The organism is Paenibacillus sp. sgz302190 (assembly GCF_059820445.1).
The window spans coordinates 25,226-40,663 of the sequence record NZ_JBZYAO010000033.1; the positions used below are offsets into that span (position 1 = coordinate 25,226).

Below are 15,438 nucleotides of genomic sequence, written 5' to 3' on the forward strand. Positions count from 1 at the left end.
GGATACGCATACGAGGAGGACTATATGAGTCGGATTGTTGCCGTCGTAGGAGATTACTATCACCCGCAAGAGCCGATCAGGCGCGCACTTCTGTCCGCTTTGCAGCCGCAGCTGCAGGACGGTTCCCTGCAGATCGATTTTTGCGGCGAGGATGAGTTGGCCGGCGCCCTGCGGGATAACCCGGATGCGGTCGTTCTTTTCAAAGAGGACAGGCTGAATCCGCAGGACGACGAGGTGAACACCTGGATGATGGAAGAGACGGCCGCTGCCGTCGTTCGCTACGTGGAAGCGGGAGGAGGCTGGCTGGCCTGGCATTCCGGACTGGCCTCCTACCCGGTCGAAGGCGCTTATGTCCGCATGCTTCGCGGCTATTTCGAATACCATCCGGAGCGGCACAGCGTCGTTACATATACCCGGACAGGCGGCGGGGACGAGCGGGATTCGTCCTTTGCGTTCGCCGACGAGCATTATTTCGTTCACTGTGACCGGGAGCGCACCGAAGTGTTTTTGCTGTCCGCCTCGAAGGACGGCGCGTCGGTTGCCGGCTGGAAGCACGAATCGGGCCGCGGCCGGGTATGTTGCCTGACTCCCGCCCATACGGAAGCCGGCTTGAACGACCCTGCCGCGCTGCGGCTGCTGGCTGCCTGCATCGGATGGTGCCGCGGCGAATAGCCGGGAAAAACGAAGAAAAACAAACCCCATACAGAAAGAAGCAGAAGCGCTTCTCTCTGGTGGGGTATTTTTTTTGCGTAAATTGTCGGAATTTAGGAGACACGTATCCTTTTTTCACCAAGAAATGAGCTATAATGAAAGGATTAAGACAAAAGAGAGGGACAGCGCTTTGATCCGACGAATGAATTCCTTTTTTGTAAATAAGACCATTAAGCAAAGGTTTCAGCTGTGGATAGGAACCGTTATTGTTGCTTTAGGCTTCGCTATCATTCTATCTTTTTATTTTACCGAAAAAAAGGACCGGCTGTCCGAGGCCAGAAGCCAGTTGAAGCAAATCGTAGCTTTTCAAAGTTTGTACATAGAACAGTGGAGCCAGGAGCGGATGGATACGATCAAAAGGTTCGCTGTTTCCGATAACGCCAGAAATCACCGAATCGCCGAGCTGAATAGTGAGATTTTCGCTTATGCGCGCGTTCATACCGATTTTGAAAACATCGCTTACGTAGACAAGGACGGCTTCTTCAGGTCGATGGCGAATCCGGGCCAGTCGATCTATTTGGGGGACCGGGAATATTTTGCGGCGGCGCTGGAGAACAAAGATTTCATCACCGGCGTGTTGAAGTCGAAAGCGGACGGAAAAGATATCGTCACCTTTTCATCGCCGGTGCTTGACGCGAACGGGAAATTTGCCGGGGCCATCATCGGAACCGTGACGATCGAACTGCTGGACACATTGATGAAGCAGCTAAGCTTCGGCCAGACGGGGGAAGTTTACATTTTGGACAACCGCAGCAGAATCGTCACGACTTCGGAAACGAACAATGCCGAATCAAACCTGCTGATGGATACGGAGCTTTTGCGCCAGGCTCAAAATAACGGGCAAGTGACCGAGGCGTATACAGGCTTTCACGGGCAAAAAGTGTACGGCCAATATCAATGGACGCCAGGCAAAAACTGGATCGTCGTCAGTGAAATTACCGAAAACGAAGTGTTTGAAAAGCTGGACCAGCTCCTGATCACCGTCATCTGCATCACCTTGATCGCTCTCGTTCTCAGCTTCGCGGCAACCGTTAACGTCGTATCCCGATTGGAGAGGCCGATCGGCTACTTGCTGAAGGGCACGAAAATCATACAAAACGGGAATTACGATTACTACATCAATCCCGACAATATCAAAGAGGCGCCGATCGAACTCCGGCAGCTGTGCAATACGTACAATTTGATGGCCAGCAAGCTCAAAGCCAATATCACGCTTTTGGAGCATTCCGCGCTTGTCGATCAGCTGACAGAAATTTTCAATCGCCGCTATATGATGCTGGAGGGCGGCAACCGGCTGAGCGCGTGCATCGCGTCGGGGCAAAACTGCTCGGCCATTATGGTCGACATCGATCATTTCAAAAAAATAAACGATACGTACGGACATCCGGTCGGAGACCGCGTGCTGCGCCATGTAGCGCTGCTGCTCAGCCGGTACGCCGGCGACGATACGATTGTCGCCCGCTACGGCGGCGAGGAGTTTATCGTGCTGGCGCTGAATCGAAATACGGAAGACAGCCGAAAGCTGGCTGAAAGCTTGAGAATGCGCATCATGAACGAACCGTACGAGGAAGACCGCTTGGCTGTTCCGATCACGGCCAGCATGGGCATTGCCGGATATGCCGCGCAGCCGGAGACTGCTTTGGCGGCGCTGGAGGATATGGTGGCTCGCGCGGATCATGCGCTGTACAGGGCGAAAGCGGGCGGCCGCAATCGGGTGGAGCTGGCGCTGTAATTTTGTTGGTCGGAATATCGGAAGTTTCGTGTATAATAGGCAGAGAGTCGTCACAATTACCATTTTTAGGGGGATTTCCATGTTAAGTACGCCGCTGAGGCCAATCGGTATCGGAAGAATATTGGATCGCAGCTTCCAATTGTACCGCAAGCATTTTGTGAAGTTGACATTGATCATGTTGATTTTATACGGGCCGATTTATTTGCTGCAAAGTTTATTGCTTTCCCAGGAGTCGTCGGTGTCCAATTCCATGTTCCAACAGCTTATGGACGGAGCTTCCTGGGAGGACATCCTGCAGTCCACAGCTGCGATGCAGCAAAATGAGCCGCCTGCGGAAATGTTGAAAAAGTTGTCGCTTGTCATGCTGCTGCTGCCGCTGTTCTTGCTGGGGCTAATGCCGGCATCCGTGGCATCTGTCGTTCATCTTGTGAAGGCGGAGCTGTTCGGGGAAGAAGTGCCCGGACCCGCAGCGCTTCTGAAAAAGGCTTTCCGCAGATTTTGGCCGATGGTCGGAAGCACATTTCTCTATGGCCTGATCATTTTCGGCATTTATTTCGGCTGTGCTATTATTCTTCTTATTCTCGTCCTTATCTTTACGTTAGGAGCAGGCGTCTCCGGGGCTATTGGCGGTTCAGGAGCCGGTATGACCGTCTGGTTGATCGTTTTTTTCGTCGTGGTGTTCCTCGGATTTTTTTTCACGCTGATTTATTTCCTCACCCGTTGGATTTATTATTTGCCTGTAGTGGCAAGCGGCGGCGATGAACTCGGTTTGAAGGCAAGCTGGAGACTTACCCGCAAAAACTTCTGGCGGCTGTTCGGGATGTATTTCGTGCTTTCTCTCATTTTGTACTTATTCTTGGGCGTCGTTCAAGCGCTGATCACGGTCCTGCTCGGGGTCGGACTGACCGCTCAACTGGTGAACAGCCTGTTCAGCCTGCTCGTCTCGCCGCTTTGGCTGCTTCCTTATGCCATCAGTTTTTTTGACCTGAAAGTCCGCAACGAAGGTTTAGGGGTTGAAACGATGATGGAGAGCGTCATCCATCCGCCTGACCCTTGGTCGGATTCATCCGCTATGCTCGCGCCGATCGTGCTCGACAAGAAGCGGAACGAGGAGACGGAACAAGGCGAGGACGGACAACCGGAGGATTCGGATAAAAAGCATGAATAGCGCCGTTCAAGTCTCCGAAGATAAAGAGCGATTGAGGGAAATATTGGAGAAACACGAATACGCCGTCTATAACCGGCCGGAGAGCAGTTCGTTCTGGGATTCGGTGAAATCGCTGCTGCGCAAGCTGATGAGCTATTTTCCGGAGCTCCATCTCTCGCAAGGCACAGGGGATGTCTTGACGATCGGTTTCCTGCTCATTTTGCTCGGTGTGGCCGCTTACGCCATCTACTGGTTCTCCAGGCAGATTATCAGGCAAAAGCGCATCCGTTCCGCGGCCTATTTGCCGGAAGGCGAAATGAGCCGTTCCTACCGGGATTATTGGCGGCAGGCTGCGGAGTTCAGAGCTGCGGGGAATTGGCGGGAAGGCGTGCGCGCGGCGTTCCTCTCCCTGCTGTTTTATTTGGAAGCGAGCCGCAGCATCCGTGTGGAAAAATGGAAGACGAACTGGGAGTACGCCGACGAGCTTGCGGGTACGGAGCCTGCGCTCGTCCCTTTGTTTCAGGACAGCTCCCTGGTCTTTGAACGGATCTGGTACGGCAAGGCGGATGTGACGGAGGAACAGTTCGCTTTCATCTACGATCGGGTCACACAGGTGATGGACAGAGAGGGGGGCTCGCATGAAAGGGCTGAATAAGCTGTATGCGGGATTCGCCGTCAGCGTTCTTCTCTTCTTCGCACTCGGATACTGGATCGTGAAGCCGCAAGCGCCCAATCAGCCGCCGTATTTGTCGTTCTCGGCAGACCGCGACGGCACGAAAGCATGGCGGGAGCTGCTGGAGCAAAAGCAGCCGGCCGTCAAGGAATGGCGGCTCGGATGGAACTATTTGCCCGCCGGGAGCGGGATGCTGCTCGTCGCCATCGGACCCGAAGCGATCACGAAGGCGGATCGCGAAAAAGTGCTGGAATGGGTCGAGCAAGGGAACGATTTCGTGCTGGTGGACCGGCAGCCGCAAGGCTGGCAAGACGTTGAGACGCTGCGGATCGACGGGAAAGCGGACACGGCCGCTGCGAAATCCGGCGGCTCGGACAGCGGCGCTGCAGCGGTGCGCGCTTTGACGGCGGCGCCGGAATATGCGCAAGGCGGCGGCTTGTCCGGCGAGGTGAGCACGCCGTACCGGATCAAGCCAGGCGGCGGCATGACGGCGCTGTTCTCCGACGACGCCGGCGCGCTGGCGGGCCGCATGCAGGTGGGAGCCGGCAGCATGACCGTCGTGCTGACGCCGGAGTGGTTGTTCAATGGGAAGATTTTGGAACATTCCCATTTTGAGTTGATGTGGCCGCTGTTCGGGAAGTCGTGGAACGCCGTGTGGGTCGACGAGACCCACCACGGCTACGGGACGAATCCCGGGCTGCTGGCCGTCTACCCCGCGTGGCTCGTGCTCGCCAGCGCGCAGCTCGGCCTCGCGCTGCTGCTGTGGCTCTGGCTGCGCGGCAAGCGCTTCGGCCCCGTCCACACGCCGCGGGCGTGGACGGTACGGCGCGGCGACGAGGGCTTGCAAGCCGTCGCCGCCTGGTATGAGCGCCTCGGCTACCGCGACGAGGCGCTGCGCCACCAGCAGCGCTTCCTGCGGCTGCTGCTGGCCCGGCGCTGGGGGCTGAGCCCCGGCGCCGACACCCGGCAGGCGGAAGCCGCTGCGCGCGCCCGCCTGCCTGAAGCGCAGGCGGCGCGGCTTGTCCGCCTGCTGGAGGATGAGTCCCGGGCGAATCAAAGCCCGGGCCGGAACGCAAAAGCGTTCGTAGAGCGAACGCGTGAGATGGGCGAAATGATCGCCTGCCTGGAGAAGGAGTGAGCGAGATGAAACAATTAGTGGAAGCGATGGAGCAGCGGCTGTACGGACAAAAGCTCAATATCCGGCTGCTGGTGACGGCGCTGGTGGCCGGCGGACATGTGCTGCTGGAAGGTGTGCCGGGACTCGGCAAAACGAAGATGGCCCGGACTTTGGCGCAATTGTCGGGAGCCGACTACCGCCGCATACAATTTACGCCGGATTTGATGCCCGGGGATATTACCGGAAGCGTCATTTATCATATGCAGGACAATACGTTTTCGACGATCCAGGGGCCTGTCTTCACGAATGTGCTGCTTGCCGACGAGATCAACCGTTCGGGGCCGAAGACGCAGGCCGCGCTGCTGGAAGCGATGGAGGAGCGGCAGGTGACGATCCAAGGGACTACCTACAAGCTGCCTGACCCGTTCTTCGTCATCGCGACTCAAAATCCGGTCGAGTACGAGGGAACGTATCCTTTGCCGGAAGCGCAGCTAGACCGCTTTCTGTTCAAGCTAGTGCTGGACTATCCCGGCGAAGAAGCGGAAGTGGACATTTTGCGCAGCCACGTGCCTTTCCGCGTGGAGACAGAGCAGACGCTGCAGCCGGTTTTCACGCCGGAGCGGATTCAGGCTTTGCAAAGGCAGCTTGCCGACGTTGTCGTAGAGGATTCTTTGTATGCGTACATATCGACGCTGATCCGCAAAACGCGCGAATCCCAACGGGTTCAACTGGGCGCAAGTCCGCGGGCGGGCATCGCGGTGCTGATGGCGAGCAAAGCATGGGCGCTGCTGGACGGCAGAACCTATGTAACGCCCGATGACATCAAGCTTGTGGCGCGGCCGGCGCTGAGGCACAGGCTGCTCCTGACGCCGCAGGCGGAATTGGAGGGCGGCAGCAGTGACCAGATTATCCAAGAAACGCTCGGCTCTATTCCGGTTCCTCGATAAAATTCTGCTTAAGGACTTCATCCTCCCGACCGGGCGGATGATCGCTTTCGCATCGGCCGGAGCGGCGGTGACGATAGCGGGATACATATTCGGCCAGGGAATGCCTGTATTTTTGAGCTTCAATGCGCTGTTGATCGTCCTGAGCGCCGTGGATTTGCTGCTGCTGCCCGGACGAAGCGTCTGGAACGTGAACAGGCGGCTGCCGGAACGGATGGATGTCAGACAGGGTTTTGAAGTGGGGCTGGAGCTGCGCGCTGCGCAGCCGCAATCGGTACATATCGAACTGAACGACGATTTGCCCGCTGTGTTTAGCGCAGTGCGCAATTGTTTGAGCGGCCGGATGGACGGAGCGGAAGCTTCGTTTTTGTATACGGCCATGGCGCTCGAACGCGGTAAATATACGCTGGAACACGTCTATCTCCGCTATTGGGGCGGTCTTGGTCTTTGGAAAAAGCAAGTTCGGTTGGAATGCCCGGATACGATCGAGATTTATCCCGATCTGTCAGGGGTTCGGGGCGTATTGGGAGCAGCGCAGGATACGCTCATTTTGGAAGGGCAGCGGATTTATAAAAGACAGCGAAGCGGCTCGGAGTTTCACTATATCCGCGATTACGTGCAGGGAGACGATGTGCGGCATATGAACTGGAAGGCGTCCGCCCGCGCAGCGAAGCTGATGACGAACTTGTACCAGCCGGAAAGAGGGAAGATCGTCACGCTCGTGCTCGATTGCGGCAGGCAGATGGGCATCGAGCTGGACGGCCAGGTGAAGCTGGACCGCACGCTGGAGGCCGCATTGACCCTTGCGGCGGTGGCCCTCAAGCAGGGGGATCAGGTGTCGCTGCTCGCTTTTTCAAGCCGCGTCAAGGTGTACGTTCCGCCGGGCAAAGGATTGCCTCATTTGCAGGAGCTGACGCGCGCGGTGTACGACCTGCGGACCGATTTTGTCGAGTCGTCTTATCAGACGGCGATGGCTTATTTGCTGCAGTATTTGAAAAAACGCTCGCTGGTCGTACTGTTTTCCGATATGGAGAGCTATTTGTACGACAGGGAGCTGATGCCTTACGCGCTTCGGCTTCGCAGAGTGCATCATGTGCTGCTGCTGTCGCTCAGCGATCCGTTGCTGCATGATTGGGCCCGCATCCGGGCGGAAAGCAGCCGGCAGGCTTACATTCAGAGCATCGCCCACAAATTTACGTCGGACCGGCAGGAGTATGCAACGAAAATGGCCGCCCGGGGCATCCCCGTGATGGATGTCCCGGCCGACCAATTGACGCTTGGCGCGGTAAACGCGTATCTGGATTTGAAGTCCTCGGACGCTCTCTAAATTTACACTTCGGCGCGCTTCGAGGCGTTCCGCTTGCCGATGCCGTACACGTAGTAGAGCGCGAGGATCAGCAAAGTTCCGCCGGCTATGATGTACTTGACCTCCAGAGAAAGCGTGGACGGCGTGATATAGCCTTCGATGATGCCGGCGATGACGAATAGCGGAATCGTTCCGATCAGCAGCTGCGCCGATTCCTTGGCCGATTCGAGGAACCGGTGCTTGCGCGGAAACGGGCCCGGGACGAAGAAGCGGTAGCCCATATACAGGCCTGCTCCGCCCGCGATAAAGATAGCCGTAAGCTCGATGATGCCATGGGGCAAAATATACGCCCAAAACACGTAGCTTTTGCCGGATTGCATGAATACGGCGGCCAGCGCGCCGACGAGCAGCCCGTTGCTGATCATCAGATAGACGGTTCCGATGCCAAGCGTAACGCCGCTGATGAAGGCAAGAACGGCGACACGGATGTTGTTGGTCATAATGGTCGTCGAAACGAGCGAGCTGTGCAGATCGCCGCGCGGATCGGCCGTTTTGGAAGGATCGATGCTGTCGGCCATCTGTCCGGGCATGATCAGATACAAATTCAGCGGATCGCTGCGGACCGACAAAAAGCCGAGCAGACCCCCAATCACGAACAGCAGCAGCGCTGCGGCGACAAACCAGCTCCTGGCTTGAATGAGCGAAGGAAAGTAATGCAGGAAAAACTCTTTCAACTGTGTGCTGCTTTTGTTGTTTTCCTTATACATGGCGTTGTGGGCCCGGGAGACGAGGTGGTTCAAATATACCGCCGTTTCACCGTCCGGCCGATAAGTCTGCATCGTCGCCAAATGGGACGAAACTGCTTTGTACAATTCGGCAAAACGGTCCAATTGGCTCGCCTGAAGCGACTTTCTGCGTTTGCCGAGCTGGTCCAGCAGCTCTTCAAGCTCTGTCCACAGCGACTTGTTTTCTTTGATAAAACGTGAAAGTTCCATGAGTACCCCCTTGATTTGTACTTTATTTTACCATAATTTCGGAACCGCGAGGAGATGCTATGAACGAGGCCACGGATAAAAAACTGACGATTACGACTCCCGAACAGGTGCAGCTGCAATTTCAAACCGCCGGGTTGGGCAGCAGAGCGCTGGCGCACTTGCTCGACAGCCTTATACTTGGCGCGGTCAATACGCTTCTTGTCTTGTTTGTGATCGGCGGGAGCCGGATGTATACAGGGGAATGGTTCCCGGAGCTGAGCGATTATGTGCTGGCTTTTTGCATCATATTTTTTGTCGTCATCAACTTGGGATATTTAGTTTGCACTGAAGCTTTCATGGGCGGCCAGACCCCGGGAAAACGGATATGCGGACTGCGCGTCCTGCAAAATAACGGGCAATCCCCGACTTTCCTGTCCATTCTTATACGCAACTTGTTCCGGCTTCTTGACATGCTGCCAAGCGGCTATTTCCTGGGGGGCGTAGCGATGCTCTTCAGTTCCCGCGACAAGCGGATCGGGGATATGGTCGCAGGCACGATCGTCGTGGTTGAAGCCGGGAAAGAACGGTCCAAACGCAGATCCGTCATCGATAAGGAAATTGCCAAAAGGAGAAGCGCCATCCCCCATCTTGTATTGGACGAATCCTTGAAGCGGACGATCACGGTCGATGATTGGAGGCTGCTGAACAGTTGGATCGAAAGCTTGCCCACTATGCACGAAACGAGGCTCCGGGAGCTCAGTGAGCCGATAGCCCGGCATTTTGCCGCCAAATTGGAGCATGATCTTCTGCTTTATTTTGATCTGTCCGCGTATTTGATCGCTTTGTACGAACTGCTTCGTGACGATTGGGAAGTGTAAAAGGGGGCTTTGGTATGGGATATACGGCTGTCGTCGCCGGAGCAACGGGACTTGTCGGACGGGAGCTTGTCCGGCTGCTGCTCGCGAGCGAAGCGTATGACAAGGTCATTGCGCTTGTGAGAAGGCGCGTTGAGCTGCAGCATGACAAGCTGATCCAGCGGATCGTCGATTATGATCGTTTGGACAGCGCGCTCGCCGAGGACGAGGTGCAGGGAGCGCATATTTTTTGCGCGCTCGGGACCACGATCAAAGTTGCGGGGAGCCAGGAGCAGTTCCGCAAAGTCGACCAGGACTATCCCTTGAGGCTGGGAGAGCTGGCGCAGAAGTACGGAGCTGCGGTTTTCGTCATCGTGACCGCGATGGGGGCCGACCGCGGTTCCGCCTTTTTTTACAACCGGGTCAAGGGCGAGGTGGAAGAGGGGCTGCGGCAGCTTGGCTTGAAGGCGCTCCACATTTTGCGGCCTTCTTTAATTCTCGGGGAGCGCGCGGAGCGCCGTCCGGGCGAGAAGTTCGCAGCGGCTGCATCGAAGCTGCTGACCCCGCTTATGGTCGGCGCGCTGCGGCCGTACAGACCGATCCCGGCGGCTTCTATCGCCGGCGCGATGATGAAGTCGGCTCTCCGCCAAAGCCGGAGTCACATCGTGTACAGCTCCGACGAAATCGCGAGCTTTCATGCCGCCAATCCGTAAGGAGCCGAGTTAAAAATAGGACGAAGCAAAGAGGGCTGCTTCGTCCTATTTTTATTTGCGAGGCTCTGCCATACGAGCGGAAAGCTGCAGAAAGTCTGCAGAAGTGCATCTTTCTACTCTTAGATGCGCTTGCCCCGAATGGTTCCTGCAAATCTGCAGTGCAGTCTTTTCCGCTAAAATGCAAGCCAAGCCCCATCGTGAACGGGAATGCCTGCACAATTGCAGGCTGCCTAGAACCCCATGCACCAGAGCCGTCCGCCCAATCTGCCTGGCTGCGCGAAAGAAAACCTGCAAAAATACAGTTTTTGCTCGCCCAGAACCCCACGTGCCAGGGCCGTTCGCCCAATCTGCCTGGTTGTGCGAAAGAAAACCAGCAAAAGTACAGTTTTTGTTCGCCAGAACCCCACGTGCCAGTGCTAGTAGCCAATCTGCCTGTTTGCGCGAAAGAAAACCTGCAAAAATACAGTTTTTGCTCGGTTGAAACGCTGGCTACGAAAAATTCCTGCAATTGTGCAGGCTTTTCGCCGTGATTGTGGGCTCAGATTCATTTTCAGCGAAAATTCCTGCACAATTGCAGGCTTTTCGCCAAAATGAACCACTTTTACGGAAAAAAACTGCACTTTCGCAGGTTTTTCCCTGCCAAGCCGCCTTGTGCCCCCCACTTCAGCACCGCAACCCGAGCAGAAGAGTAGAGCCCCCCACTTCAGCAACCCGTGAAGGAGAAGTACCGCCCAGCGGCATGGGGGACTTTCACAGGTTTTGCGGCCTGGCAAGCTGTACCTGCCAGCCTTGTACGAGCCGTACGGGGCGCCTGCTGCGTTTGCGGAAAGCCTTACTCTTCGTGGTTCGTGTACAGCACCCTCGCGAGCAGATCCTGGTTATAGTTGCCGAAGTTTTGCCCGAAAATGGTGAGGCCGCGCTTGTTTTTGGACTTCTCGTCGACTGCCATTTTGAAGTTGAGCTCGCTTTTGTAATCGAGTTGAATGTCCGCCAGCGTGACGTCGGAAATGCGGCAGCCGTCGATAAAGCTTCCTTCCTCGTTGATGCGGATCAGCTTGAGCATGCCGTATTGGTTCAGGTGCGGCGGCCACCAGTCCGGGTTGAACGTTCCGCGGGTGTCTCCGAAGTCGCCGGGACTGGTCCAGAAGCCGATCTCGCGGCCGTTGACGTAGAAATAAATGTCAGACGGATAGTTGTTGCAGTAGCCCGGCGCTTCCGAGCCTAATTCCATGGAAAACTGAATCTCTTTGAAGCTTTGATTCGGTTTCAAATAGTTCGGTATCCGGTACTCCAGAAACCCTTCCGAGAGCCAAATGATCTGGGAGTCGATCCGCTGCGGATCGGCAAAATACCGTGGGTCGTCGAAATCGCCGATGATGCTGTCCTTGGTCGCCAGACCGCAGGTCGGGAGCACCTGATAGTTGCTGTAGTGGCCGACCTTGATGTTCACTTCGTACAGGTTGTCGATTTCTTTACTGCGCAGGTCGACCATCAGCTTTTCTTCGTTCAGATAGCAGATTTTCTGAATGCCGTGCTTGCCGACCGCGGTGTTGATTTCGATCAATCCGCTTTCTTCCAGCTTTTTGATATGCATCGTGATCGCGCCGTTCGTCAATTTAAGCTTGCCGGCCAGGTCGTTCAGGTTCAAGCTCTGATTTTTCGCCAGCAGTTCCAGAATCTCGATCCGGATTTCAGAGCTTAATGCTTTAAATATATTTAAACCAGATCGCAATTCTTTTATATATATCATCCAATAATCCCCTTTTTTATTTTAGATTTATTATAATTGATGGCCGAAAATAAAGAAAGCTATCCGTTAAATATTTTACGCGGATAATCATATAAGCGATTTCATGTCGTTAAACATGCGCTATTCGAATAGTTGATGTCATATAAAGCGAGAAAGAAAGCGTATTCAAATTTTTCTTGACAAAAATATAAAGTAAAAATAATATAAATTTGAAATGATTTAAGTTTGACTAAATTAAAACATCATGAGCACACACCATGCAGCTTTCGTTTTTATCCATGAAAAGGGGGAAGGATCGAATGAGGAAGGCGTTTATGATTGCGGCATTGTTGGTTCTCTGTATGGTCACAGTTTTATCGGGGTGCAGCAGCAGTAGCAGTGCGGGCACCGGCGAATCCGGGGGCTCCAAACCGGGCGGATCAACGAAATTGGTGCTTTGGACGTTTAACGAGCTGCATGCCAAGTTTTATCAAAGTATGGCGGAGACGTGGAACAAGGCGAATCCCGACAAGCAGATCGAATTGCAGGCGGATACGTTGCCGTACGACGATATGCACAACAAGCTGCTGGTCGCCCTGCAATCGGGCACGGGAGCACCGGACTTGGCCGACATTGAGATCAGCAAATTTCCCAACTACCTGAAAGGAACTCCGCAACTTGCAGAGCTCAACGAAATCGTGGAACCCGAGCTGAAAAACATCGTGAAATCCAGGGTCGAAATTTACGCCAAAGACGGCAAATATTACGGCATCGACTTCCACGTAGGCGCAGCCGTTATTTATTACAATAAAGAAATTCTCGATAAAGCCGGCGTCAACCCGGATTCGATCGTCACCTGGGCCGACTACGCGGAAGCGGGCAAAAAAGTGCTGGCCGCCACCGGCAAGCCGATGACGACGGTCGAAACGGCCGACCAGTGGTCGTTCTGGCCGCTGATTTCCCAGCAAAAGTCCGACTACCTCGATAAAGACGGCAAAGTCACTCTCGACAACGAAGTGAACACAAAAACGCTGCAGTACTTGCAGCAGCTGGTGAAAGACAAAATCGCGGTTCCCGCGCCGGGCGGCGGCCATCATGCCGAAGAATACTACGGCTTCATGAACAAAGGCGGGGCGGCTTCGGTCTGGATGCCGATGTGGTACATGGGACGGTTCACCGACTATATGCCGGATTTGAAAGGCAAAATCATCATCAAGCCGATGCCTGTATGGGAAAAAGGCCAATTCCGCTCCGCAGGCATGGGCGGTACGGGTACGGCGGTCACCAAGCAGTCGAAAAACCAGCAGCTGGCGATGCAGTTCCTGTCCTACGCGAAGCTGTCCAAGGAAGGCAACATCCAAATTTGGAAGCAGCTTGGCTTTGACCCGATCCGCATAGAAGTATGGAGCATGCCGGAGCTGAAAGAGGACAACAAATTCACCCAGTTTTTCGGCAAAGACATTTTCAAAGTGCTTGAATCGGTAAAAGACGAAATCTATCCGGTCCATGTCGGCGAAAAAATTCCGGCCGTATCCGACGCGGTGAAGACGAAAATCATGCCGAGCGTGCTGCAGGACGGCAAAGATGCCGCCCAAACTTTGAAAGATGTAGCCGGCGAGCTGCGCAAGTAACGCTTCCGGGCTTTACGAATGTTCAAGATCACTGGCTTTGCGCGCGCAGGCTCCTGCTTGCTCCGGCAAAGCCGGTGATTATCCTTGGTTAGGGAGGTGGGCCGCTGTGGAAACCAGTCAAATGACCGTGACGGCCGAGCGCGGGCGCACTGCCGGAAGCAAGCTGCTGTACTCGCAAAAAGTGGCGCCTTACGTGTTCGTGCTGCCGTTCGTTCTGTCTTTTATTATATTTTTCGCTTATCCTGTCATATCTACAATTACGATGAGCTTTCAAGAGGTGCTTCCGGGCAGCACCCGGTTCATCGGATTTGAAAACTACAAAAAGCTGCTGAATCCCGATTTTTTCAAAGCGCTGCTCAATAATACGAAGTATACGTTCTGGACGCTGGTCGTTTTGATCCCGGGACCGCTGGTGCTCGCCGTATTTTTGAACTCGAAAATGATGAAGGCGCGCAATTTTTTCCGGGCCTCGCTGTTTGTTCCTGCGCTCACTTCGGTAGTCGTCGCGGGCACGATTTTCCGGCTTATTTTTGGCGAACTGGACGGCTCGCTGCTCAACTCCTTCATGCATCTGATCGGGCTAGAAAGCGAAAAATGGTTGAGAAGCTCGGGGACGGCGATGTTCGCGCTCATCGTTCTGGCGGCTTGGCGCTGGACCGGCATTAATATTTTGTACTTCTTGTCCGCTCTGCAGAGCATTCCCGGGGAGCTGTACGAATCCGCCGAAATCGACGGAGCGGGCGTTTGGGACAAGTTCCGCAATATTACGCTGCCTTTGCTGAAGCCGGTCACGATTTATGTGCTCACGATCAGCATTTACGGCGGATACGCGATGTTTGTGGAGAGCTACACGATGTTCGGCGGCAACAATTCACCCAATCAGATCGGCCTGACGATGATCGGCTATATTTACAAGCAAGGGCTGGAGTCCAACAATCTCGGATTCGGTTCGGCGATCGGCCTGACGCTGCTCGTCATCACTTTGCTGGTGAATCTGGTGCAGCTCAAATCTTTCGGATTGTTCAAAAAGGAGGAGTAAACGTATGAAAGAACGCAGTTCCTGGTCGCTTCCGTCCGTGCTGATGCTCCTTCTTTTTATCGTTCTGGCCATTGCCTCGCTGTTTCCGCTGTACGCGCTTTTGCTGGCGTCGCTCAAGCCTTCCAAGGAGCTGCTCAGGTACGGGCTGAACATTAAGCTGCAGTGGGACGTCATGGGGCTCAGCAATTATTCGTTCATTTTGTCCGGCTCGGCCAAAAACTACTTTAACTGGTACAAAAACAGCCTGCTGATTACGGTCATTTTTACCGCAGCGAGCCTGCTTTTTTCTTCGATGGTCGGGTATGGGCTGGCCAAGTACAATTTTAAAGGCAAAAATTTGGTATTCACGATGGTTTTGCTGGTGATGATGATTCCGGTCGAAATCATTATGCTTCCGCTGTACAAATTAACGATCAGCCTCGGGTTGATCAACACGGTCGCCGGCGTTATTTTGCCTTTTGCGGTCGCTCCGCTGCCGATTTTTTTCTTCCGCCAGTATGCGGCCGACTTGCCCAAAGATTTTCTCGATGCGGGACGCATGGACGGCTGCTCGGAATACGGCATTTTCTTCCGCATCATGGTGCCGCTTATGGCCCCGGCTTTCGGCGCCATGACGATTTTGCAGGCGATGGGCAGTTGGAACAATTTCCTGTGGCCTTTGATCGTCCTGCGCACGAACGACAAGTTTACGCTGCCGATCGGCCTTTCCACGCTGCTGACGCCGTACGGCAACAACTATGATGTCCTAATCGCGGGATCTGTGCTGGCTATACTGCCGATTTTAATTTTGTTCGTGTTCTTCCAACGTTATTTCGTATCCGGCCTGACGATCGGCGGGGTCAAGGGATAGCGCTGCACAATGAAGCAT

Annotated in this window: 14 protein-coding genes; 12 read left to right on the plus strand and 2 right to left on the minus strand. The window is 54.7% G+C overall.

All coding sequences use genetic code 11. The features are described from left to right. The first annotated feature begins 24 nt into the window (after positions 1-24). The 7 genes from AC6RNO_RS27390 to AC6RNO_RS27420 all read left to right on the plus strand — a co-directional run bounded on the left by AC6RNO_RS27390 (position 25) and on the right by AC6RNO_RS27420 (position 7,651). On the plus strand, positions 25-672 hold the full coding sequence (locus AC6RNO_RS27390) for a ThuA domain-containing protein (protein ID WP_497107418.1): 648 nt from the start codon (positions 25-27) through the stop codon (positions 670-672). Between the two features lie 169 nt (positions 673-841). Then, positions 842-2,443 carry a diguanylate cyclase gene (locus tag AC6RNO_RS27395; RefSeq protein WP_497107419.1) on the plus strand — a complete coding sequence of 534 codons (1,602 nt, stop codon included), beginning with the start codon at positions 842-844 and terminating at the stop codon, positions 2,441-2,443. Positions 2,444-2,522: 79 nt separating this feature from the next. Beyond that, positions 2,523-3,611 (plus strand): hypothetical protein, encoded by a 1,089-nt coding sequence (locus AC6RNO_RS27400; RefSeq protein ID WP_497107420.1) that lies wholly within the window; start codon positions 2,523-2,525, stop codon positions 3,609-3,611. Then, positions 3,604-4,245 (plus strand): DUF4129 domain-containing protein, encoded by a 642-nt coding sequence (locus tag AC6RNO_RS27405; RefSeq protein ID WP_497107421.1) that lies wholly within the window; start codon positions 3,604-3,606, stop codon positions 4,243-4,245. The genes AC6RNO_RS27400 and AC6RNO_RS27405 overlap by 8 nt, the downstream gene beginning before the upstream one ends. Beyond that, entirely contained in the window at positions 4,229-5,401 is a 1,173-nt protein-coding gene (locus AC6RNO_RS27410; RefSeq protein ID WP_497107422.1) for a DUF4350 domain-containing protein, read from the plus strand. Before AC6RNO_RS27405 ends, AC6RNO_RS27410 begins: the two co-directional genes overlap by 17 nt. A 5-nt stretch (positions 5,402-5,406) precedes the next feature. Beyond that, positions 5,407-6,327, plus strand: coding sequence for an AAA family ATPase (locus AC6RNO_RS27415; RefSeq protein ID WP_474685212.1), 921 nt, complete (start codon positions 5,407-5,409; stop codon positions 6,325-6,327). Beyond that, entirely contained in the window at positions 6,278-7,651 is a 1,374-nt protein-coding gene (locus AC6RNO_RS27420; protein WP_497107423.1) for a DUF58 domain-containing protein, read from the plus strand. Before AC6RNO_RS27415 ends, AC6RNO_RS27420 begins: the two co-directional genes overlap by 50 nt. Before the next feature lie 2 nt (positions 7,652-7,653). On the opposite strand, the gene AC6RNO_RS27425 is transcribed toward AC6RNO_RS27420, so the two are convergent. Further along, on the minus strand, positions 7,654-8,625 hold the full coding sequence (locus AC6RNO_RS27425; RefSeq protein WP_497107424.1) for a stage II sporulation protein M: 972 nt from the start codon (positions 8,623-8,625) through the stop codon (positions 7,654-7,656). Positions 8,626-8,684: 59 nt separating this feature from the next. On the opposite strand from AC6RNO_RS27425, the gene AC6RNO_RS27430 reads away from it, so the two are divergent. Together AC6RNO_RS27430 and AC6RNO_RS27435 are read left to right on the plus strand one after the other, a co-directional pair. Beyond that, positions 8,685-9,482, plus strand: a complete 798-nt coding sequence (locus tag AC6RNO_RS27430; protein WP_497107425.1) for an RDD family protein — start codon at positions 8,685-8,687, stop codon at positions 9,480-9,482. A gap of 14 nt (positions 9,483-9,496) precedes the next feature. Continuing rightward, entirely contained in the window at positions 9,497-10,171 is a 675-nt protein-coding gene (locus tag AC6RNO_RS27435; RefSeq protein ID WP_497107426.1) for an NAD(P)H-binding protein, read from the plus strand. A gap of 832 nt (positions 10,172-11,003) precedes the next feature. Here AC6RNO_RS27435 and AC6RNO_RS27440 read toward each other — a convergent pair. Next, a complete protein-coding gene (locus AC6RNO_RS27440; protein WP_474685217.1) occupies positions 11,004-11,921 on the minus strand; it encodes an ArsR/SmtB family transcription factor in 918 nt (305 codons plus the stop codon). 299 nt (positions 11,922-12,220) lie between these two features. Between AC6RNO_RS27440 and AC6RNO_RS27445 the strand changes: the two genes are divergently transcribed. The 3 genes from AC6RNO_RS27445 to AC6RNO_RS27455 all read left to right on the plus strand — a co-directional run bounded on the left by AC6RNO_RS27445 (position 12,221) and on the right by AC6RNO_RS27455 (position 15,420). After that, a complete protein-coding gene (locus AC6RNO_RS27445; protein ID WP_497107427.1) occupies positions 12,221-13,531 on the plus strand; it encodes an extracellular solute-binding protein in 1,311 nt (436 codons plus the stop codon). A 121-nt stretch (positions 13,532-13,652) separates the two neighbouring features. Further along, positions 13,653-14,570: a carbohydrate ABC transporter permease gene (locus tag AC6RNO_RS27450; RefSeq protein WP_474685276.1), complete on the plus strand. Its 918-nt coding sequence runs from the start codon at positions 13,653-13,655 to the stop codon at positions 14,568-14,570. 4 nt (positions 14,571-14,574) lie between these two features. Beyond that, on the plus strand, positions 14,575-15,420 hold the full coding sequence (locus AC6RNO_RS27455; RefSeq protein ID WP_474685219.1) for a carbohydrate ABC transporter permease: 846 nt from the start codon (positions 14,575-14,577) through the stop codon (positions 15,418-15,420). Positions 15,421-15,438: the final 18 nt, after the last annotated feature.